The organism is Natrinema zhouii (genome assembly GCF_013456555.2).
GTDB classification, from domain to species: domain Archaea; phylum Halobacteriota; class Halobacteria; order Halobacteriales; family Natrialbaceae; genus Natrinema; species Natrinema zhouii.
On the sequence record NZ_CP059154.1, the window covers coordinates 1,698,517 to 1,719,211 of the forward strand.

The 20,695-nt window shown below is 66.3% G+C and carries 17 protein-coding genes; 7 read left to right on the top strand and 10 right to left on the bottom strand.

Features of this window, described 5'->3' with window-relative positions; genetic code table 11:
• Window positions 1–193: 193 nt before the first annotated feature.
• From HYG81_RS27060 to HYG81_RS27075, 4 genes are all read left to right on the top strand, one after another.
• Window positions 194–2,164, top strand: a complete 1,971-nt coding sequence (locus HYG81_RS27060) for an aconitate hydratase (protein WP_180842750.1) — start codon at window positions 194–196, stop codon at window positions 2,162–2,164.
• Window positions 2,165–2,263: 99 nt separating this feature from the next.
• Window positions 2,264–3,325: a zinc-binding metallopeptidase family protein gene (locus tag HYG81_RS27065; protein WP_180842751.1), complete on the top strand. Its 1,062-nt coding sequence runs from the start codon at window positions 2,264–2,266 to the stop codon at window positions 3,323–3,325.
• Window positions 3,326–3,424: 99 nt separating this feature from the next.
• Window positions 3,425–4,348, top strand: coding sequence for an LLM class oxidoreductase (locus HYG81_RS27070; protein ID WP_180842752.1), 924 nt, complete (start codon window positions 3,425–3,427; stop codon window positions 4,346–4,348).
• 138 nt (window positions 4,349–4,486) lie between these two features.
• On the top strand, window positions 4,487–5,461 hold the full coding sequence (locus HYG81_RS27075) for a quinone oxidoreductase family protein (RefSeq protein WP_180842753.1): 975 nt from the start codon (window positions 4,487–4,489) through the stop codon (window positions 5,459–5,461).
• A gap of 25 nt (window positions 5,462–5,486) precedes the next feature.
• Here HYG81_RS27075 and HYG81_RS27080 read toward each other — a convergent pair whose 3' ends face one another.
• From HYG81_RS27080 to HYG81_RS27110, 7 genes are all read right to left on the bottom strand, one after another.
• Window positions 5,487–5,978: an 8-oxo-dGTP diphosphatase gene (locus HYG81_RS27080; RefSeq protein ID WP_180842754.1), complete on the bottom strand. Its 492-nt coding sequence runs from the start codon at window positions 5,976–5,978 to the stop codon at window positions 5,487–5,489.
• A 237-nt stretch (window positions 5,979–6,215) separates the two neighbouring features.
• Window positions 6,216–7,103 (bottom strand): agmatinase, encoded by an 888-nt coding sequence (gene speB / locus HYG81_RS27085; protein WP_180842755.1) that lies wholly within the window; start codon window positions 7,101–7,103, stop codon window positions 6,216–6,218.
• On the bottom strand, window positions 7,103–7,477 hold the full coding sequence (locus HYG81_RS27090) for a translation initiation factor IF-5A (RefSeq protein ID WP_180842756.1): 375 nt from the start codon (window positions 7,475–7,477) through the stop codon (window positions 7,103–7,105). Before HYG81_RS27090 ends, speB begins: the two co-directional genes overlap by 1 nt.
• 525 nt (window positions 7,478–8,002) lie before the next feature.
• Window positions 8,003–9,076, bottom strand: a complete 1,074-nt coding sequence (locus HYG81_RS27095) for an enolase-like domain-containing protein (RefSeq protein ID WP_180842757.1) — start codon at window positions 9,074–9,076, stop codon at window positions 8,003–8,005.
• Between the two features lie 200 nt (window positions 9,077–9,276).
• The gene (locus HYG81_RS27100; RefSeq protein ID WP_180842758.1) at window positions 9,277–10,956 is read right to left on the bottom strand and encodes an asparagine synthase-related protein; all 1,680 of its coding nucleotides are present in this window, start codon (window positions 10,954–10,956) and stop codon (window positions 9,277–9,279) included.
• 109 nt (window positions 10,957–11,065) lie between these two features.
• A complete protein-coding gene (locus HYG81_RS27105) occupies window positions 11,066–12,727 on the bottom strand; it encodes an ABC1 kinase family protein (RefSeq protein ID WP_180842759.1) in 1,662 nt (553 codons plus the stop codon).
• A 76-nt stretch (window positions 12,728–12,803) separates the two neighbouring features.
• A complete protein-coding gene (locus HYG81_RS27110) occupies window positions 12,804–13,166 on the bottom strand; it encodes an Hsp20/alpha crystallin family protein (RefSeq protein WP_180842760.1) in 363 nt (120 codons plus the stop codon).
• A 129-nt stretch (window positions 13,167–13,295) separates the two neighbouring features.
• Between HYG81_RS27110 and HYG81_RS27115 the strand changes: the two genes are divergently transcribed.
• Both HYG81_RS27115 and HYG81_RS27120 read left to right on the top strand, forming a co-directional pair.
• Window positions 13,296–13,493 carry a hypothetical protein gene (locus HYG81_RS27115; protein WP_180842761.1) on the top strand — a complete coding sequence of 66 codons (198 nt, stop codon included), beginning with the start codon at window positions 13,296–13,298 and terminating at the stop codon, window positions 13,491–13,493.
• A gap of 314 nt (window positions 13,494–13,807) precedes the next feature.
• Window positions 13,808–15,142, top strand: a complete 1,335-nt coding sequence (locus tag HYG81_RS27120) for a molybdopterin molybdotransferase MoeA (protein ID WP_180842762.1) — start codon at window positions 13,808–13,810, stop codon at window positions 15,140–15,142.
• A 68-nt stretch (window positions 15,143–15,210) separates the two neighbouring features.
• Here HYG81_RS27120 and HYG81_RS27125 read toward each other — a convergent pair whose 3' ends face one another.
• Window positions 15,211–15,849, bottom strand: a complete 639-nt coding sequence (locus tag HYG81_RS27125; protein ID WP_180842763.1) for a DedA family protein — start codon at window positions 15,847–15,849, stop codon at window positions 15,211–15,213.
• A gap of 171 nt (window positions 15,850–16,020) precedes the next feature.
• Between HYG81_RS27125 and HYG81_RS27130 the strand changes: the two genes are divergently transcribed.
• Window positions 16,021–17,679, top strand: a complete 1,659-nt coding sequence (locus HYG81_RS27130) for a potassium channel family protein (RefSeq protein ID WP_180842764.1) — start codon at window positions 16,021–16,023, stop codon at window positions 17,677–17,679.
• Window positions 17,680–17,715: 36 nt separating this feature from the next.
• Here HYG81_RS27130 and HYG81_RS27135 read toward each other — a convergent pair whose 3' ends face one another.
• Window positions 17,716–18,843 carry a serine hydrolase domain-containing protein gene (locus HYG81_RS27135; protein WP_180842765.1) on the bottom strand — a complete coding sequence of 376 codons (1,128 nt, stop codon included), beginning with the start codon at window positions 18,841–18,843 and terminating at the stop codon, window positions 17,716–17,718.
• Between the two features lie 123 nt (window positions 18,844–18,966).
• The gene (locus HYG81_RS27140; protein WP_180842766.1) at window positions 18,967–20,445 is read right to left on the bottom strand and encodes an MATE family efflux transporter; all 1,479 of its coding nucleotides are present in this window, start codon (window positions 20,443–20,445) and stop codon (window positions 18,967–18,969) included.
• Between the last annotated feature and the right edge of the window lie 250 nt (window positions 20,446–20,695).

Here is a 20,695-nt window from a genome sequence, read left to right on the forward strand (position 1 = left end):
ACGTGAGTACGCCGTCAGAAGAGATCGAGCCGCCACAGCACGGCCATACAGCGTCTCTTTCACTGCTATCGACGAACGACTACACACATGGCAATACTTACTCGAAAACCTCCGCTTTAGATGCCCACACGGCGATCACTGCTCACAGAAACACGCTGGATTTATCAGGACGGAAAGCCGAGTTCTGGGTGCTATGGGACAGACTCTCACCGAGAAGATTCTCGACGATCACCTCGTCGAGGGCGAACTCGAGACCGGCGAGGAGATCGGTATCGAGATCGACCAGGTGCTTACTCAGGACACGACCGGGACCATGGTTTGGCTCCAGTTCGAAGCGATGGGGCTAGACGAGGTCCAGACCGAAATCGCAGCGCAGTACTGCGACCACCAGACATATCAGTTCGACTTTAAGAATACGGACGACCACCGCTTCCTGCGTTCTGCAGCCGGTACATACGGCGCTCACTTCTCCCGACCCGGTAACGGTATCTGCCACAACGTCCACCGCGAGAACTTCGCGGCCCCCGGCAAGACGCTGCTGGGTTCGGACAGTCACACGCCGACGCCCGGCGGTCTCGGCGAACTCGCCATCGGCTCCGGCGGGATCGACGTCACCGTCGCCATGGGCGGCGCACCGTACTACATCGAGATGCCCGAAGTCGTCAACGTCCGTCTCGAGGGCGAGCTCCCCGAGTGGGCCACCGCGAAGGACGTCATCTTGGAGATGCTCCGCCGGCTGAGCGTCAAGGGCGGCGTCGGCAAGATTCTCGAATACACCGGTCCCGGTGTCGAGACCCTGACCGCACCCGAGCGGATGACGATCACCAACATGGGGACGGAACTCGGCGCAACGACGTCGATCTTCCCGACCGACGAGCAGACGGAGGACTACCTCCAGCGCGTCAACCGCGGCGACGAGTACGTCGAGCTCCAGCCCGACGACGACGCCGACTACGACGACGAGATCGTCGTCGACCTCTCCGACCTCGAGCCGCTGATCGCACAGCCCTCGATGCCTGACAAGGTCGTTCCCGTCAGCGAAGTCGAAGGCGAGTCCGTCGAGCAGGTCATCGTCGGCTCCTGTACGAACGGTGGCTACGAGGACATCCTCCCCGTCGCCAAGATGCTCGAGGGACGCGAGACCTCGATGGAGACCGAGACGATCGTCGCGCCCGGCTCCAAGCAGGCCTCCGAGATGCTCGCCCGCGAGGGCTGGGTCGCGGAGATGATGGCCGCCGGCGTCAACTTCTCCGAGGCGACGTGCGGTGCCTGTATCGGCATCGGCCACGTCCCCTCCTCAGACTCCGTCTCGCTGCGAACCTTCAACCGCAACTTCGAGGGTCGCTCCGGGATCGAAGACGACAACGTCTACCTCTGCTCGCCGGAGGTCGCGGCCGCGGCGTCGCTCAAGGGCGAAATCGTCGATCCGCGCAACCTCGCCGACGAACTCGGCGACCTCGAGGCCCCCGGCGTCGAGCTCCCCGACGAGTACGACGGCTCCAAGACGGACCTCATCAGTCCCGACGAGGCCGTCGACGACGAGCTCATCAAGGGCCCGAACATCGGCGATGTCCCGCTGAAGGACCAGCTCGGCACCGACATTTCGGGTGAGGCGCTCCTGAAGATGGAGGACAACATCACGACCGACCACATCATCCCTGCGACGCAGGACATCCTGATGTACCGGTCGAACGTCCCCAAGCTCTCCGAGTTTACCCTGAGCCGCGTCGACGACACCTTCGCCGACCGCGCGCTCGAGGCCGACGGCGGCTTCCTCGTCGCCGGCGAGAACTACGGACAGGGCTCCTCTCGAGAGCACGCCGCGCTGTGTCCGATGTACCTCGGTATCGAGGGCGTCCTCGCACAGAGCTTCGCACGCATCCACCGCGCGAACCTCTTCAACTTCGGGATCATCCCGCTGACGATCGACGAGGACACCTACGAGAACATCGATCAGGGCGACCAGATCGAGATCGTCGACGACGTCTACGAGGCCGTCACCAGCGGACAGGAAGAGTTCACGGTCCGCGTCGGCGACGAGGAGTACACCGCAACGCTCGACGCCTCCGAACGCGAGCGCGCAATCCTCGCCGCCGGTGGCAAGCTCGCCTGGACGAAAGAGCAGGCCGAAGGCGGCAGCGGTGCCGCGCCCGCTGACGACTGATCGACTCGCTTCGGCGATCGAATTCCCGTTACGATTTTTTACCGTCGCTCGGTTCGCCCCTAGCCGATAGTATTTGTCCGTCGATCCGCCAGTACGGATATGAACGATTCGCCGCGCGATTTCCTCGTCGAACTGCTCGAGACGCCCTCTCCGTCGGGCTACGAAACGCGGGGACAGCGCGTGTGGCTCGACTACGTCGAACAGTTTGCAGACGACGTTCGGACGGACGCCTACGGGAACGCCATCGCCGTCCACGAGGGCGATCCCGACGCACCCGAAGTGGTCCTCACCGGTCACGCCGACGAGATCGGGTTCATCGTCAGATCGATCGACGAGAACGGGTTCGTCAGACCGGGACGCATCGGCGGCAGCGACCCGTCGGTCTCGCGGGGCCAACACGTGACGATCCACGCCGCGGACGGTCCCGTCGAGGGCGTCGTCGGACAGACGGCGATCCACCTCCGCGAGGAGGACGACGACGGCCCCGACGTATCGGACCTCTGGATCGACGTCGGGGCCGAGAGCGAGGAGGAGGCGAGCGAGCGCCTCGAGATCGGAGATCCCATCACGTTCTCGTCGACGGTCTCCTGGCTCTCGGAGACGCGGCTGGCCGCCCGCGGGATCGACAACCGCGTCGGGACGTGGGCCGCCGCCGAGGGATTCCGCGAAGCGGTCGAGGCCGGCACCGAGGCGACCGTCTACGCCGTCTCGACCGTCCAGGAGGAGGTCGGCGTCAAGGGGGCGCAGATGGTCGGCTTCGACCTCGAGCCCGACGCGGTCGTCGTGGTCGACGTCGGCCACGCGGTCGACTATCCCTCGGCGCCGAGCGACAAGACGAGCGGGATGGAACTCGGCGGCGGGCCGGCTCTCGGACGCGGGAGCACGAACCACCCGGTGCTGTTCGAGGCGCTGCGGTTGGTCGCCGACGATCGGGAACTCGACGTGCAACTCGAGGCGCTCGGACTCGGGACGGGGACGGACGCCGACGGCTTCTTCACCGCGGCCGGCGGGATCCCCTCGCAGGTCGTCAGCGTCCCCAACCGGTACATGCACACGCCCGTGGAGGTGATCGATACCGACGATCTCGAGTCCGTGGCGGCGCTGCTCGGCGCGTTCGCGAGTAGTGCACACGAGTTCGCCCCGTTCGCCGTCGATATCTGACTCCCGATCGGGTCGATCGGTGAGGACTACGGCGAGGCGTACCCCGTCCGGACTCGCGAACCGGTATCGACATCCGACCGGAGCCGATAGCTCGACCGAATGCCGACTCGTGGACACGAAAACGCTGGCTACCGACGACTGTTCGACAGCGACGGGCTGACCTTCGGCGCCGGCTTCCCGCTCACGGGGTCGAACCGCTCGCAGCCGAACGTCGCGGACGAACTCCACCTCGCGAAACACGCGGAGGCGGTCGGCTTCGACGGGCTCTGGGCGCGGGACGTCCCCACTTACTGGCCGAAGTTCGGCGACGCGGGCCAGACGTTCGACGCCTGGCCGTGGCTCTCGCACGTCGCAGCCCATACCGACGACATCGCGCTCGGCACCTCGAGCATCGTCCTCACGCTCCGCCATCCCATCCACGTCGCGAAGTCCGCGGCGACCGTCGACCAGCTTTCAGACGGGCGCCTCGTCCTCGGCGTCGCCTCCGGCGACCGCGACCCCGAGTACCCCGCCTTCGGCGTCGACCGCGAGGAGCGAGGCGACTTGTTCCGCGAGTCCGTCGAGGCCCTCCGGACGATCTGGCGCGAGGAGTTCCCCGAACTCGAGGGACGGTGGGGATCGCTCGAGGGGGACCTCGACGTCGTCCCGAAGCCGACGACGGAGACGCTGCCGCTCCTTCCGACCGGCCACGCGCGGCAGTCCCGGGAGTGGATCGCCGAGCACGGCGACGGCTGGTTGTTCTACCACCTCCCCGAGCGCACGCTCGAGGACTACCTCGCGGACTGGCACGAGGCCGCGGGGGAGAAGCCGTTCGCCATCGCGGTCCAGGTCGAGTTGACCGACGACCCGACGGCCGACCCGGAACACCTGCACCTCGGATTCCGGGCCGGCATCGAGTGGTTTCGGGAGTATTTCGGCCGACTCGAGGCGATGGGACTCGATCACGCGATCGTCGGCATCCGGAACGACAACCGCGAGGCGGCGCTGTCGAGGTTCGCCGACGAGATTATCGACGAACTGTAGTCGTCGCTGTCGTAACCGTCGCCGGATCCGTAGCGGTCACCTCGAGCGGGTACACCACAGGTCTGAGAAACGCACAACGGAGTGTTCGTTCACTCCGGTTCTCGGAGCTTTATGCGGGAGTCTCGCGTAGCACATCGTATGAAAGCGATCGAGGTAACCGAGTACGGCGACAGCGATCGGCTCGCGGTCATCGACGCGGATCGACCGGAGCCGGGGCCGGGCGAGGTTCGCATCGACATCGAGGCGGCGGGGATCAACTTCGCGGACATCATGCAACGGCGCGGCCACTATCCGGGCGGTCCCGAGCCGCCCTACGTGCCGGGGATGGAGGCCGCGGGAACGGTCGATACCGTCGGCGACGGCGTCGAGGACGTGTCGGCGGGCGACCGCGTCGTCGCGATGCTCGACACCGGCGGCTACGCCGAATCCACCACCGTCGACGCAGGGCTACTCTTTCCGATCCCCGAGGCGATGAGCTTCGAGGAGGCCGCCGGCTTCCCCGTCCAGTTCCTCACCGCCCACGCCTGTCTCTTCGAGTGGGGCGGCCTCGAGGAAGGCGAATCAGTGCTGATCCAGGCCGCCGCGGGCGGAGTCGGGACGGCCGCCGTCCAGCTGGCGTCGAACGCCGGCGCTGAGGTCTTCGGCACCGCGAGCACCGCGGAGAAGCTCGAGCTCGCCTCGGACCTCGGCTGCGACCATCCGATCAACTACACCGAGACGGACTTCCGCGAGGTAGTCGAGGCGGAAACCGACGGCGAGGGAGTCGATCTGGTCCTCGAGAGCGTCGGCGACGACGTCTTCGAGCGCAGCCTCGACGCGATGAGCCACTTCGGACGGATGGTCACCTACGGCGTCGCCAGCGGCGTCCCCGCTGAAGTCAGTAACCAGCGGCTGCTCTTCGAGAACAAGACCGTCAAAGGGTTCCACCTCGGGCAGGCCTCCATGCACGATCCGGGCAGGGTCATGAAAGCCGTCCCCGAGTTGACCGACGGACTCGCGAGCGGCGACCTCGAGATCATCCTCGGCGAATCGTTCGCACTCGAGGACGCGGCGGCGGCTCACCAGTACATCGAGGACCGGAAGAGTTCGGGGAAGGTCGTGCTGAAGCCATAATTCGGTAATAGAGTCACCGTATCGACTACAACGAAACGTCCCACTCGAGGTCGTGACCGACGAATTCGGCCTCGTCCAGCGGCTTTCCGCCCTCGAACCGAAACTCCCCGACCACCGTTTTCCCCTCGAGCACGCCGGGCAGCCACAGCCGGTCGTCTTCCCACATCTGATCATAGGGGACGTCCGCGACGGAAACCCACTCCGGGTAGGCCTCCTCGGACGAGGTCGGCTGCCCGTCGAACGAGCGCGTGCGGTAGACGTGACAGACGGTGTGGCCCTCGCCGTCGAGTAGAAAGGTGAGTTCGCCCGCCTTCTCGAGGTCCGTGACCTCGAGGCCGACTTCTTCGCGGGTTTCGCGGATGGCGCATGCTCGAGGGGACTCGCCGGGTTCGAACTTCCCGCCGGGGCCGTTGTACCAGCCCTCGCCCAATCCGCGGCGTTTCTCGATCAACAAGACCTCGGGACCGGTTTCGGCACCGCCATCTCGGAGCGGGAAACACAGCGTCGCCTCGATCATATCCGAGCGATTCGTTTGGAGGAGGAAAAGCATGCACTCTCGCAGAGAGAGGTGGCTCTGAAAAATGGCGTTCTGCTATCGCGACAACTAGGGGACCACACCCTCCCCAACCGATTCACTTGCTCGCTCCGCTCGCTCGTTCATCCCTCGCGTGCGTTTGAGCCACAGTTCGCTCACCGCTCACTGTGGCTCAGCACGCGCCACCGCACTTGGCTGACTGGGAACGAGGAGTCCGCTTCACCCGTCGGCATGCGAAAAGACGAACTCCCGAACCAGTTTCGCGGCCAGCGCGGCCGCCTGGCCGTCGTCGCGGTCGTTGACCTCGACTACGTCGAAGCCGTCGGCGTGGGGGGCGACGGTTCGGACGACGTCGCGGAGTTCGCGGGGCTCGAGGCCGAACGGCTCCATCGTCCCCGTTCCGGGCGCGTAGCCGGGATCGGCGGCGTCGATATCGACGCTCAGGTAGACCTCGCGGTCCGTGAGCCGGTCGTCGGGCCCCCACTCCGCTACGTCTTCGGGCGGGACGACGGTCACGTCGTCCGCGGCCGCACGGTCCCACTCGGAATCACTACCGGTGCGGACGCCCAGTAGAATGGCCTCCTCGACGGAGTCGACGTCCTCGAGGATCCGCCTCGTCACGGCGGCGTGCGAGAGCGGATTGTCGTCGTAGGCGTCGTACAGATCGAGATGCGCATCGAGACAGACGAACACCTCGGGTTCCACCGCGCGTGCACCGGCGAGCGAGACGGTGTGTTCGCCCCCCAGCGTCAGGGGGACGGCGTCGTTCCAGACGGACTCTCGCAGGCTGCTCGTGAGATACTCGAGGTACGCTTCGACGTCGTTCCACGCGCGAACGTCGCCGCGGTCGACGACGCCGAGCTCCGAAAACCGCCGGTCCGTCCGGTGGTCGTAATCGTCGAACGGTGTCGCAAAAGATCGGATCCGCTGGGGCCCGAATCGGGTCCCCGGCTGAAAGGTCGTCGTTGCGTCCAGGGGCGCACCGACGACCGCGAAGTTCGCGCCGACACGGTCGGGCTTGGGCCCTTGCGCGTCGGTATCACCGTCACGATCGGATCGATCCGCCGTGTCGGTCGCCTCGCGTTCGTCGGTCGCCCCGGGAAACATCAGACGATCTTTCGCTGGTCTTCCATCTCGAGGTATTCGATGTTCTCGTCGGGGGAGACGTCCTGATCCTCGGGAACGCGCATGGTGATGGTCTCGTAGGTCTCGAGGTCCATGATCTGCATGTCGTCGCCGTCGACCGAGACGACCTGTCCCTGTTTGCGCTCGATGATCGGCACCCAGATCTTCGCGTCGACCGGCTGTGAGAGCGACCGTTTTCGGCCGTCGAAGACGCCGACGGCCTCGACGCGGGCCTTGGCGCTCCCGTGTTTGCCTGGTTTCGCAGTCGAGTAAGCGTTGATCTTACACGGCACGTCGTCGATCATGACGTAGCTCCCTTCCTGGAGTTCGCGAACTTCGGTCTGCTGTTTCGCCATGTCCCGGCGTAATCAACCGACGGCCATAAACCGTTTGGAATGGCCGCTGGGGGGCGTTCGGTGTGCTGTACTGCCGAATGGCAGTCGATATCACGGTTTGTCGGACCGGTCACAGCGAATCGCACGAGCAGGGACCGCCGGCAGGAGTACAGGGCCGATTCGTCTCACTCGTCACGCAGCGCACCGCAGTGAGCACATCGAGCCGTTCGATCGAGGTGTCAGAAGAGAGTCTCCTCGAGCGGCGGTTACGGGAATCCCGCCGCCTGATAGCGAAAATCAATATGTTTTCATAGGAGTGTCCGCAACCGGAAGGATGTCCGGGTGAAAAAACTCACATCCAGGCTGGACCGCGGAACTCACATCCATCCAGTCCAACCCGGACTTCTTCGATTCGTCAGACATCCTGAAAGTTCTACTGGCCACTGACAGTAGGTTCCGACGGAATACCGAAGTCAGTCCATCCGAGCCGTTCGTCTGGACAGCGTCGATTCGAGTCCCGCTGCGTTCACCGTCACGGGTCGATTCCTACCTGAATCCGAGCGGATCGGTTGCCGGCTCGAGCGGGCTCCAGGGCAACTCGTTCCCGACCGCGGGATCGTTGTACGCCCGCGGGGCGACGTCGTTGGGACCGTCGGGGTAGCAAAGCGACGCCAGCAGCTGAATCTGCTCGCGGCCGACGCCGAGTTCGAACTGCCCGCCGCCGTACAGCCGGATATCGCGTTCCTCGCAGTAGGCGATCGTTTCACACAGCGACTCGAGCGAGCCGAAACGGGAGGGTTTGATGTTCAACCAACTGGGCTCCCACGGGAGGGCCTCGATATCCGCGAGGCCGTGAATCGGCGCGTCCCAGGAGATGCGGGATCGAACGGCGGAATTTTCGAACAGCGGTTGCGTCTCGTCGGTCAGTGCGGGATCCTCGATGACGGCGTCGGGGAACGCCTCGAGGACGCGTTTGTACAGTTCGAGATCCGCCGGGGAGTCGACGGTGGTCCCCTCGTAGTGGCCCTTCAGATCGAGAATACGGACCGCGTCGGTGCCGACCGTCTCCTCGATGGCCGCGACGAGGCCGGCGTCCCACGCCGCGGTGGGATCGAGCTTGAACTCGAGGTCGGGAACCCGCTCGCGCAGCGCTTCGAGCCGATCGGTTGTCGGCGGCTCGCCGAGGCGAGTGCTGGCGACGAACCGGACGGGATCGGCGCTGCAATCCAGCACGCTCCCGAGATCCGTCTCCGCGCGCCGGAGCGCGAGGTCCAGCGCGGCGCTCTCGAGACCCCACCGCCGGTAGTTCCGAAAGACTTCGCGGTCGGGTTCGCCGCCCGGGAAGAGATCGAGGGCCGCGAGTCGCTCGGAGAACGACCCGACGGTGTAGTCGCCGGTGAGGTCCGGAAGCCCCGTCTCCGCCAGCCGATCGTGGTCTTCGGTTTCGTAGGTGACGTCCTCGCCGCGACCCGTGATCGTGCCACCGTCGCCCGATGCTGGCCCCGAGAGCGAGAATTCGGTCGTCACGCGAGTAAATTCGCTCGAGGTCTCCCGCTCGAGTCGCTCGCTCGCGACCGACTCGATCGTCAGCGGCAGGTCGGCGATCCGATCGTAGTCCATACGGGCTGTTCGGTCCGCTGCGGAAAGAAGGTTGGCCGCTGTGGCAGCTTCGGCGAACGGGATGGGGCGGTGAGTTAGTGGCTGCGGTGGCTCAACGACTTGGTGGCTGCAGTGGTCCGGCGGCTGCAGTGGCTGTGACGGCTCGAGGGAGGAGGGAGCGACGTCATGCTACGGCGTGCAGCGTCACGCCGGCCGATCACTCACACCGATTCGATATCGGACCGCGGCGCTGTCGCGCGATCGGAAACCGACACGGTCCGGCTGTGCGGCGCGGGCTCGAGGTCGTCCGATCGCAGGACGCGGTCGCGCCAGATGGCGTAGCCGGCCAGGTTCCACGCGAGTCCGGCGGAGCGGTCGACGATCTCACCGGGAATGTCCGGCGCGAACTCGGGGACGTCATAGCGGTCGAAGATCGATGCGAGGGGGCCAGACGACAGGAATCGGTCGGCCGGGAAGTTGCCGTTGCCCTTCGGTTTGCTCTGGTCGTAATCGGGATACCACTCGCCGAGCAGACGCTTCGGGACGTGCTTTGGCTCGCCGTCGTGGACGTACCGGTCCGGCGAGTCGAGCCCGAGCGCGAGTTCGGCGACCGCCTTGCCCGCAAACGGCGTGTACATCTCGTGGCCGCGGGCGAACCCGGCCTGCCGCCAGACGGTGACGGCGTCCTCGCAGAAGAAGTCGACCCATTGGCCGACGTGGGCGTGACGAGCGTAGCTGTCGCCGGTCGCGTCGGAAACGCGATCCATCGCATAGGTGTAGCGCTCCCGTTGCCGACGTGCGTACTCCCGGTGACCGAGCGCATCGACGGCCGATGGGCGGTTCGTGTACAGCGCGAAGCGTAGCGCCTGTCCGTCGGGGTCCGAGGGATGCCGCGTGAGTTTCTCGAGTTCGGATCGGTGCCGCTGAAGTTTCTCAAAGACCGGGGGCGCGTACCGGAGGTGACGGGTCCGCCACACCGTTCGGGCGACGTCGAGCTGGCCGCTCAGCCCGAAGACAGCGTCCGCGACCTGACCGCTGACGAGTGTATCGCTTCCGTCGTATTCGCGATAAATACCATCGAACGTCGGTGTCTGGAGCTGGTGGGGCGGCATCCCGAGCGCGTCGACGGCCGCCTCGAGCCGTTCGAGGTAGGACGATTCGGACATCTCGACGATCTCACGGTCGGTCTCGACGAGAGCGGCGGCGCGGTCGGCGTACTCCCGTTCGAACTCCAGTTCGGGCGTGTCGAACGAGCCGGTGACGCTCTCGGTCGGGTCCGCCATGTAGGGCGCGAGGACGGTCGAATCGATGCCGCCGGAGAGCATGAGCGATCCCTCCTCGGCGACCGGCGCACAGACCGCCGACAGCACCTCGTCCAGCCGTTCGTGTGCGCTCGTTGGTGACAGTCCCCGTTCGGGCTCGAGCGTCTCCGTCAGTTCCGTTCGCGGCGTCGTTTCCCCCGGGGACCAGGTGAGCGTCTCGCCGTGACCGAGCCGGTGAATACGCTCGATGTAGGACTCCATCGGGACGGTTCGGTAGAGCAGGTGTGCGGCTTTCGCGCGCTCCGGCACCGTCCGATCGGCGGGCTCGAGACGGGCGAGCGCGTTCCGGAACAGGTCGGTCAGGACGGGCTCGCCGCCCGAATCGAGACAGTAGAACACCTCGTAGGCGGACGTGATCCCGCGGTGGGCCCGTATCGTCGGTTCGTCCGCACGCGTCGAGAGGGCGATGATCGTTCCTTCACCGGGCAGCGAATCGTGTCGTGCTTTGACGTCCCGAAAGTCGGCTCCGTCTTCGATCTCCGACCGAAGCGCACGCCGATGTGTTCCACAGAGGATCCAGCGTCGCCCGTCACAGCTAACGACCTCGGCGTTCGGATTCGCGAGCAGTACTGTCGCCATTATCGTCCCAGACCGGATACACAGCTATTGTTATGGAAGGAATACTCCGCTCGAGTGGATCATCAATCGGCGATGAACATCTGGTTACGTTCGGCGATGAACGTCGTGACTACTCCTCGCCGCGACGCTGGCGCAGGTTCTGTCGCGTGAACTGGGGCTGGGTACCGATCGATGTGGGCGAGCGAAACGACCGGTAGAGCTGGATCGCTACGAACACCGAGAAGACCGCGGCGACGACCGATCCCCTGGGAGCCTCGAGGGCGTACAGCACGCCCATCGAGAACAGCGACATCGTGAGCAACATGCCGTAGACCAGCCGCTTTGCGAGCCGGTCGAAGACGTTCTCTTTGTCCTCGACGCCGATTCGGACGAGGAGATCGTCGCGGTCGAGCCGATCGAGCGCCCGCTCGGCCTTGGGCGCGAGCCGCGTGAGCGACTCGCCTGACCGGCGGAGTTGCCGGCCCGTTTCGTCGAGATACTGCCGAATGGACTCCTCGCGATACCCCTGCTCGGTCAGGTAGTCGGTCGCGGTCGAGATGAAGTCGAAATTCTCGTCGAGGGTGACGCAGACCCCTTCGACGACGGTCGCGACCCGCAACACGAGCGCGAGGTTCTTCGGCAGACGGAAGGGGAACACGTAGATCGAGTCCTCGATCTGTCCGACGATCTGGTTGACCCGGTACTGCTCGACGTCCTCCCCGCGGGCGTCCTGAATGGCGATCTCCATCACTTCGGCCATCACGCCCCGGTCGGCGTCGGGCGAGAGCGTCCCGATCTCGATCAGTGCGTCGAGGATCGCGTCGATGTCCTGGTTGGCGACGGCGACGTAGAACTCAATGATCTTCTCCTGGACGAACGGATCGACTCGCCCCGACATCCCGAAGTCGTAGAAGACGATCCGGCCGTCGTCGGTCACCGCGAGATTTCCCGGATGCGGATCGGCGTGGAAGACCCCGTCGTCCATGATCATCTGCAGGTACGCTCGCTCCAGGTTCTCCGCGACTGCCGTCCGATCGATCCCCTTTCGCTCGAGTTCCGCGAGGTCGTTGATCTTCGTCCCTTCGATGTACTCCATCGTGAGCACGCGCGGGCCGGAGTGGCTCTCGATCACGTCGGGGATGAGAAACCGGTCGTCGCCCGCGAAATTGGATCGGATCTCGGCGAGCATCTCCGCCTCGCGCTCGTAGTCCATCTCCTCGCGGATCGTCTTCGAGAACTCCTCGGCGAGGTTCTCGAGCGAGAACGAACGAGCGTCGTCGACGAAGTACAGCAGGATCGGCAGCGACCACTTGATGACTCGCAGATCGGCCCGGACGAGGGCCTCGATCTCCGGGCGGCGGACCTTCACCGCCACGTCGCGGCCGACGTCCGCGTTCGTCTCCGCCCGTCTGCTCTCGGCCCGTCCGCGCTCGGTCTCGGGGTCGAGACGCGCTCGGTAGACCTGCCCCAGGCTCGCACCGCTGATCGGCTCGGTGTCGAACTCCGCGAAGCGCTCGTCGATGGGCCCGAGTTCGTCCTCGAGCACCCGTTTCGCCCCGGGCCAGGGTGCCGGCGGCACGTCGTCCTGGAGCGACGCGAGGGTGTCGATGTACGCCGGCGGGAGCACGTCGGGGCGGGTCGACAGCAACTGGCCGAGTTTGATGAACGTCGGCCCGAGGGTCAGCAGCGACTCGAGCAACCGCTCGGCCCGACGGCGGTGCGTCTCGGGGTCGACCCGCCGGGGGCGACCGAACAGGAGGAAGCGCCGTCGGTCACGGGCGTAGGCGAGCAAGAGCGGGAGAAACTGCCAGGCGACGATGACGAATCGCTTGTATGCGCGGAGGGAAACCAGCCTCGGTCACCCCGCGTTAGACGTCCTCGTCGACGATGTCGATCGTCGTCTCGCCACTCGCGCCGCGTTTCGGGAGCGTCAACTCGAGGACGCCGCGGTTGACCGTCGCCTCGGCACCGGCGTCGGACGCGTCGTCGGGCAGCGGGAGGTCGACGTCGAGGAAGAGCGACCGGTTCTCCTCGACGTACTGGTAGTCACCGGTCGGCTCTTTCTCCCGGTGGGCGTCGATGGAGATCCGACCGTCCTCGATCGCGAGGTCGAGCGACTCGGCGGACACTCCGGGGACGTCGAGTACGAGCAGGTAGGCGTCCTCGCTCTCGAGCAGATCAAAGAAGACGTCCTCTGGGAGGTCCCGCAACGCGTCGCGGAGCGCAGACATGGACACAGGTTCGAACGCCGATACGAAAAACCCCGCGGTCGCGGCGAGACGTCGGTCGGGCGGTTCGGTCCTCGAGGCCGCAACTCGCACTGTTTGTTCCCCGAAGCTCAGTTCTACGTGTTTTTATCGTTGAGTGATAGAAACACGTCGTATGATCGCGCTATCCGTCGCCGGCTCGATGTTCTCATCGCGCTCGCGTCTGGCCTGCTCGGGATTGCCCTCACGGTCGTCTACTTCAGCGAACGAATGGGGGTGTTCGTCCTGATGATTTCGTTTTTCGTCGCGACGGCGATCGGCGTCTCGGCCCTGTGGTATGCAGAGGGATAAGGTGCGCAGTTTCTGAAGTTTGGTAAACGGGTATTCCAATGACGGTGACGCACGAAGTGCCCTGCTACCGTGGCAACAGGGCTTGGCCACGCCCTCCCCAGCCGATTCGCTCACATACGTTCGCTCATCCCTCGCACGGTGTTCGTGGGCGGCCTCGCTGGCGCTCGACCGCCCACCAGCGCGCGCCACCGCACGGCGGTTAATCTACCCCTGGAGTAACACGGCCTCCTCCGTTACAAACCAGTCATCAGCGAGCCAACCGCTCGAGCCGCGGGTCCCCCACGCTTTTGGCGTCCCGCGACCCGAGTCACCGTATGGAAGGTGCCGACCGCGAGCGCACGGAGGCCGGGTTCAAGGTCCGAACGCCGGTCGACGAGGCGCGTCGGATTCTGCAGGAGGCAGTCGAGGGGAGCGGGGACGGCGATTCGGACGTGCCCTGCGGGACCGAGACCGTCGACGTCGACCGCGCGGACGGCCGCGTCCTCGCCGCACCGGTCACGGCCGCTCGAGATGTCCCACACTACCGGCGGGCGGCGATGGACGGCTACGCGGTCCGCGCCGCGAACACGTTCGGGGCCAGCGATCGGTCGCCAGAAGTGCTGCGGATCGCCGAGCCCGCTTCGGGTTCCGACGACGGCGACGAGCACGCCACCGCCGACCAAATTGAACCGGGAACGGCCGCGCGGGTCCACACCGGCAGCGCGCTCCCCGAGGGAGCCGACGCCGTCGTCATGATCGAGCGGGTGACCGAACTCGAGTCGGCCGGCGAACTCGAGGTCGGAGACGCCGTTGCGGAGGGCGAAAACGTCGCGCCGGTCGGCGAGGACGTCGAGGAAGGACAGCACCTGTACGATGCCGGCCACCGGCTCCGACCGTCTGACCTGGGACTCCTGCGATCGGCGGGCTACGGCCGGGTCACGGTGGCCCAGCAACCCACAGTCGGCGTCGTACCGACGGGCGAGGAACTCGTTTCGGGTGATCCCGACCCCGGCGAGGTCGTCGAAACCAACGGGCTCACCGTCTCGCGGCTGGCCCAGCGCTGGGGCGCTCGAGCCACCTATCGCGACGTGGTCACCGACGATCCCGAGTCGCTGCGCGTGGCGATCCAGCGGGATCTGACGAAGGACGTGATCGTCACGACCGGCGGTTCCTCGGTCGGCGAGCGCGACCTCTTACCCGAGGTGATCGACGACCTCGGCGAGGTGCTCGTCCACGGCGTCGGGCTCAAACCCGGCCACCCCGTCTGTCTCGGAATCGTCGAGGACACCCCCGTTCTCGCGCTGCCGGGCTACCCCGTCGCCTGCATCGTCAACGCCGTCCAGTTCCTCCGACCGACCCTGCGCTGGCTCGAGGGGACGACGCCCGATCCCCACCCGACGACGCGGGCGACCCTCGAGCGCAAGATTCCGAGCGAACCCGGGACCCGGACGTTCGCGCGGGTTCGGCTCGAGGCGCGCGACGAGGATGAGGGTGAGACTGACCGGGAGCGTGACGAGCCCGAGTACACGGCGATTCCGACGCGGGCGAGCGGGTCGGGCGTCCTCTCGAGCGTCGCGCTGGCGGACGGCTGGGTGGTCGTCGACGACGATCGCGAGGGCATTCCGGCGGGCGAGACGGTCGCCGTGGAGAACTGGGAACCGAACGCCTGACTGCGAGTCCCACGAAAACCAGCCGTACACGATCGCAGGACGTCTGTGCGAACGGTGTATGAACGACTTCAGTTGTTCCGATAGGTGCCTCGTTCTCGTCGTCGGTACTGTGTAACGACCAGGAGTCCCATCACGAGGGCGACGGCAACGACCACTGCAGTGAGAACCGGCCGATCGGCGGCGACGGAGCCGGCGGCTTCGAACAGGGACTGCTGTCTGCCGTAGTAAACGACCGCGCCGACGGCCGCGTAGAACAGGACGGTGCCGGCCGCCGTGTAGACGCCGAACCGGGTCGGCGACATGTCGGCGAGCGCCGCCGGGATGGTGACGACGGAACGCAGCGCCGGCAGGAACCGTCCCCAGAAGACCGACGACGTTCCCCAGCGGCGGAACCACCGGCGGCCGCGCTCGGTCGCGTCCTCGGAGACGTCGATCCGCTTCCGGAGGCGGCCGAGTCCGCGTGAGCCGGGTCCGCGAAACGCGTAAAAGAGGACGAACGCGCCGAGCGTGCCACCGATGGTCGCCGCCCCGACGAAGACGACGAAGGAGATGGGGTCGACGATCAGCAGTGCGGCCGCGGCCGGAACGACGACCTCGCTCGGAAAGAACGGAAAGAGCATCGAGGTCTCGAGAAAGGTAAAGAGCAACAACGCGAGCGGGCCGTACAGCTGAATGAATCGCAGTGCGGCCGTCCCGAGATCCGCCATACGCGGTCTAGGGAGCAGTGACGTATTACTGTTCGGACAGCGGACTCGAGGCACTCCTCAGAGACGGACGCGGAGCGATGACGGCGTTCGAGTGCGATCCACGCGGGCGGAGGTTGTATGTTCCGACCGAGCACTTAGTGAGTCGGAACCGATAGTACAGGGAACTGACGCATGCGTGAACTCCAGATCGAGGGACTGCACCCGTCGGATCTGACGCGACGACAGCGTCTGGTGCTCGTCTACGCGGTCAGTATCGTTTCGATCGTCGTCCTCTACGCGGTGCTCTACAACGTGGGAATGCGGCGGCTCGAGGGGCGGCCCCAGTCGATCTTCCGCTCGCTACAGACGGTCACCGAGACGATGACGACGACGGGGTTCGGCGCAGGGGCGCCGTGGTCGACGCCGGCGATGAACCTGCTGATGATAACGATTCAGGTGACCGGTATTTTGATCGGATTCGTCGCCCTCCGAATCCTCGTCATCCCGCTGTTCGAGCGGACGCCGCTCAACCTCGACGACCGGCTCACCGTGAAGGACGATCACGTCGTCGTCGCCGAGTACCAGCGCGACACAGAGGTCCTGCTCGACGAACTCGAGGAGCTCGACGCGGAGTACGTCCTCCTCGAGTCCGACGAGGACGAGGCCAAACGGCTCTCGGACGACGGCTATCAGGCCATCCACGGCGATCCCGAGGACAGGTCGGACCTCGATCGAGCGATGATCGACTGCGCCTCGCTGCTGATCACCGACGCCGGCGATAGCACCGCGAGCATCGTCCTGACGGCACTGGAGGCCAACGAGGACCTGCGGACGATCAGCTTCACCGAATCGACGCGCCACGACGAGGCGTTCGACGAAATCGGTGTCGACCGGAGCGTCGCGCCGCACGCGCTCATCGGCCGTCGACTCGCCGAGAAGGCGACGACACCGGTCACGGTCGACGACCCCGCCGAGGGGGACGAGGAGTCGATCGCCGTCCGAGAGGTTCTCGTCCGACGGGAGAGCGCGCTCCACGGCGTTCGCGTGGGGGAGTCGTCGATCGCGACCAGTCCGGACCTGACGCTGGTCGGCGGCTGGTTCGACGGGACCCTCCGCCTGTCGCCGCCGGGCGACGTTCGACTCACGCCGAACACCGTGCTGGTCGTCGCCGGCCCCGAGCGGGCGATCGACGACGTCTCGAGCGAGGTATCGGGCGTCCGAGCGCCGCGGACGTCGGTGGACGACGATATCGTCGTCGCGGGCGTCGGCGAAGGCGGTGCAACCGCCACCGAGACGCTCTCGGCGGACGCCTCGATCACGACGATCGACCAGTCCGTGGCGGCGGACCCCGACGTCGTCGGCGACGTCAGCGAACCGGGGACGCTGCGGGAGAGCGGTATCGAGGACGCCGACGCGCTGATCGTCACCGTCGACGACGACGCGACCGCGCTGTTGACCGTGGCGACGGCCCGGTCGCTCTCGGACGACGTGGAGATACTCGCCCGCGTGACCGACACCGAGAAGGCGACGCCGGCGTTCAAGGCCGGTGCCGACTACGTCCTCTCCATTCAGCGGGCGACCGCGCGGCTGGTCGCGGCCGAAGTCCACGGCGAGCGAGTCATCGATCCGACGAGCCAGATCCGCCTCGTTCGCACCGGTTCGCAACCGTTCGCCGACGACTCGCTGATAGACGTCCGCCGCGACACCGAACGCGGCTGGACCGTGGTCGGCATCGTGCGGGAGGGAGCGATCGTCACCGACGAGCGAGCGGTGATCGACGCCGACGACGAGGTGATCGTCGCCGGCAGCGACGAGACGATTCGGGAGTTCGAGCAAACGATCGCCACCTGACGGCGATCGACCGCCCGCAACGAACGATCGGCTGACTCACCGAAGCGCCTGCCGAACCGCGTCCGCGAGCGCATTCACTCGAGCGACGTGTTCGTAGGAGCCCTCGCGAACGCCGTTCGTCACGTACGAGAAGCCGATCTGTTCCTCGGGGTCGGCCCAGCCGACGCTGCTCCCCAGCCCGGCGTGGCCGAACGCGTGCTCGGGGGAGAGCGAGCCGTACGGCGCGACCGTGGTCCCGCCGTTCCAGAAGCCGAGCGAGAATCGCGCTTCCCGGCCGATCGTGCCGTCCGCGTCCGTCTCGGCCTCGAGGCGCGTCATCCGATCGACGGTTTCGGGCTCGAGGAGCCGCGTGCCCTCGAGTTCGCCGCCGTTCGCGAGACAGGCGTAGAATCGAGCCATATCGCCGGCGGTGCCGATGCCGTTGGCGGCGGGGATCACGGCTCGGTGGATCGCTTCGTCGTTGAACGGGGCCGCGACCTCGGCGTTGTCCCCGAGCCCCTCGCCGGGATCGCGACAGCGGTCGAACGCCTCGAAGCCGACCAGCGTCGCCACGTCGTCATCCTCGTCGTCCCGCAGGCCGATCCCGGTGTCGTCCATCCCGAGCGGATCGAAGACGCGTTCGGCGGCGGCGCGTTCGATCGGCGTGTCGGAGACCCGGCGGACGAGTTCGCCGACGAGCCAGCCGAAAGTGAGCGCGTGGTAGGCGGGCACCTCGCCCGGCGGGAAGTTCGGCTCCATCGCCTCGAGTCGCTCCACTACGGCGTCCCAGTCGCCCCAGAGATCGGGCCGATCGTCGATCTCGCCTCGATTGAGCCCCGCCGTATGGCTGAGCACCTGTCGGACGGTGATTTCGGCCTTTTCCGTGCCCTCGTCGGCGAACTCGGGCCAGTGCTCGACCACCCGGTCGTCGTACTCGAGTTTCCCCTCCTCGACGAGGGAGTGCAACGTGACGGCCGCGTAGGGCTTCGTACTCGAGAAGAGGATGTGACGTGTCTCGCGGGTCTCTTCCGGGTCGTCCGGTCCCGTGACGCCGCCCGCGAGGTCGATCACCGGTTCGCCGTCCACGTAGACGGCTAGCTGCGCCCCGTGGTGGAGCCCGACCTCGAGGTGGCGATCGAAGAGGGCTGCGATGCGCTCGCGGTCCGATTGACCAAGTCGTGACATACCACAATCATCCAGTGGCGGGGTTGTAACCGTTCCCCTCGGCGATCCGACTACGGCGGGAGGAGCCGTGTGACGTTCCCGGCCGAGACGAACGCACCCCCGTCCGTCTCGAGGGGGCGATTACTAATCGCCGGGCGACGATTCGGGGCGATACGATCGACTGATGGCCTTCCAGTGGCCGGTCGAAAACCGGTAGTACGTGACGACGGCGGGAACGAGCGTCTCGAGGATCAACGCGGCGTAGAGCGCGCCGATTCCCAGCGGCGTGACGGCCTCGAGGAACGGGAGCGGAACCGAGACCGCACCGAGGAAGGCGACGGGGAGCGCAGCGCCGTACAGACCGAGCACCTGCCCGTAGAACGGCCAGCGGGTGTCGCCGCTGGCGCGAAGCGGCCCGGTCGCACCGCCGCTGATGCCTCGGAAGACGACGCTGAGACAGGCGACCGCGATGAAGACGGTCACGAGCGGCAGGATCGACGGGTCGGCGACGAAGATGCGACCGACCTGTTCGGCGAAGACGAGGACGATCGTCGCGCTGACGACGTAGACGCCGGTCCCGAACCAGAGGACCTCGTGACCGTACGTGTCGGCGTCCCGTTCGTCACCGGTGCCCAGTTCCTGCCCGACGAGACTGCTCGAGGCGAGCGAGAAGCCCCAGCCCGGCGTATCCATCAGATCCCGGACGCGGCGAGCGACGACGTAGGCGGCGAGCACGTTCGGCCCGAAGAGGGCGACGATCGCGAGCATCGGAAACTGCGCCGCTCGCCGCGCGATATTCGTGAAGACGAGCGGCGTCCCGATATCCAGAACGGTCCGGAGTTCGCCGATCGTCGGACGCGGCAACGCCACGTCGATGGTGACGGGGAACTCGCCGACCAGCGGGAGCCGGCCGGTGGTGAACCCGGTGGCGAACGCGGCCAGCACGAGGACGTTCGCGACGACGGTCCCGATGGCCGCGCCGACGACGCCCAGCTCGAGGCCGAATATCAACACCGCGTTGATGGTCACGTTGACCACCGCACCGCCCGCTCGGAGCACCATCGGCGTCCACGCGTCGTCGGCACCGACGAGCGCGCGACTGCCGATGAGATTCAGCCCCGCGAACGGGACTCCGATCGCGACGACCCGGAGGTAGTCCGCGCCGTAGGCGATCGATGCGGAGTCGTTACCGACGAGCGCGATCAATCGTTCGGGAACCGTTCCGTACAGTGCGGCGAGCGGAAGCAGCAGTGTGACGACGATGACGCCGCTCGCCGTGACCGCCAGCGTGACGCCCTTCGCCGTCCCGCCGCTGTAGCGCTGGGAGACCAGGCTGATCGTCGCACCGGCGATTCCGCCACCGATCGCGAACGCGATCCCCCAGTAGGGAGTCGCGAGTCCGACGCCGGCGATGGCCGCCGGGCCGAGGGCGATCCCGACCATCGCGATGTCCGCCGCGGACTTCGACATCCGGGCGATCCCCGTGACGATCCGCGGCCAGGCGAGGTCGGTCGTCCGCTCGACGCGTCGGGGATCGATGACCCCGAGCCGTGCGAGCAGGTAGCCGATCGCCAGCAGGAACCACCGGAAGGGATTCGGGACGGCACTCCATCGGAAAGACACGGATACCGGTCCGGGATCCGGCGCTAAAACTCTTCATATTCCGACATTTATAATTAAAAATCGGCCCATTTAGCAGTATCACTCCTCTCGGGTCGGACATTTCGTTACGATCGTGTAGTATTGTATTTCAGGCGACAAACAACGTGGTGAGAACCATACCTGCCGGAAGGAATCATCAATCTGTGAAATCATCGAGCCGCTAGAATCACCGAGTCGGCATCGAGCCGGTAGGACCGCGGGCTCGTTCGAC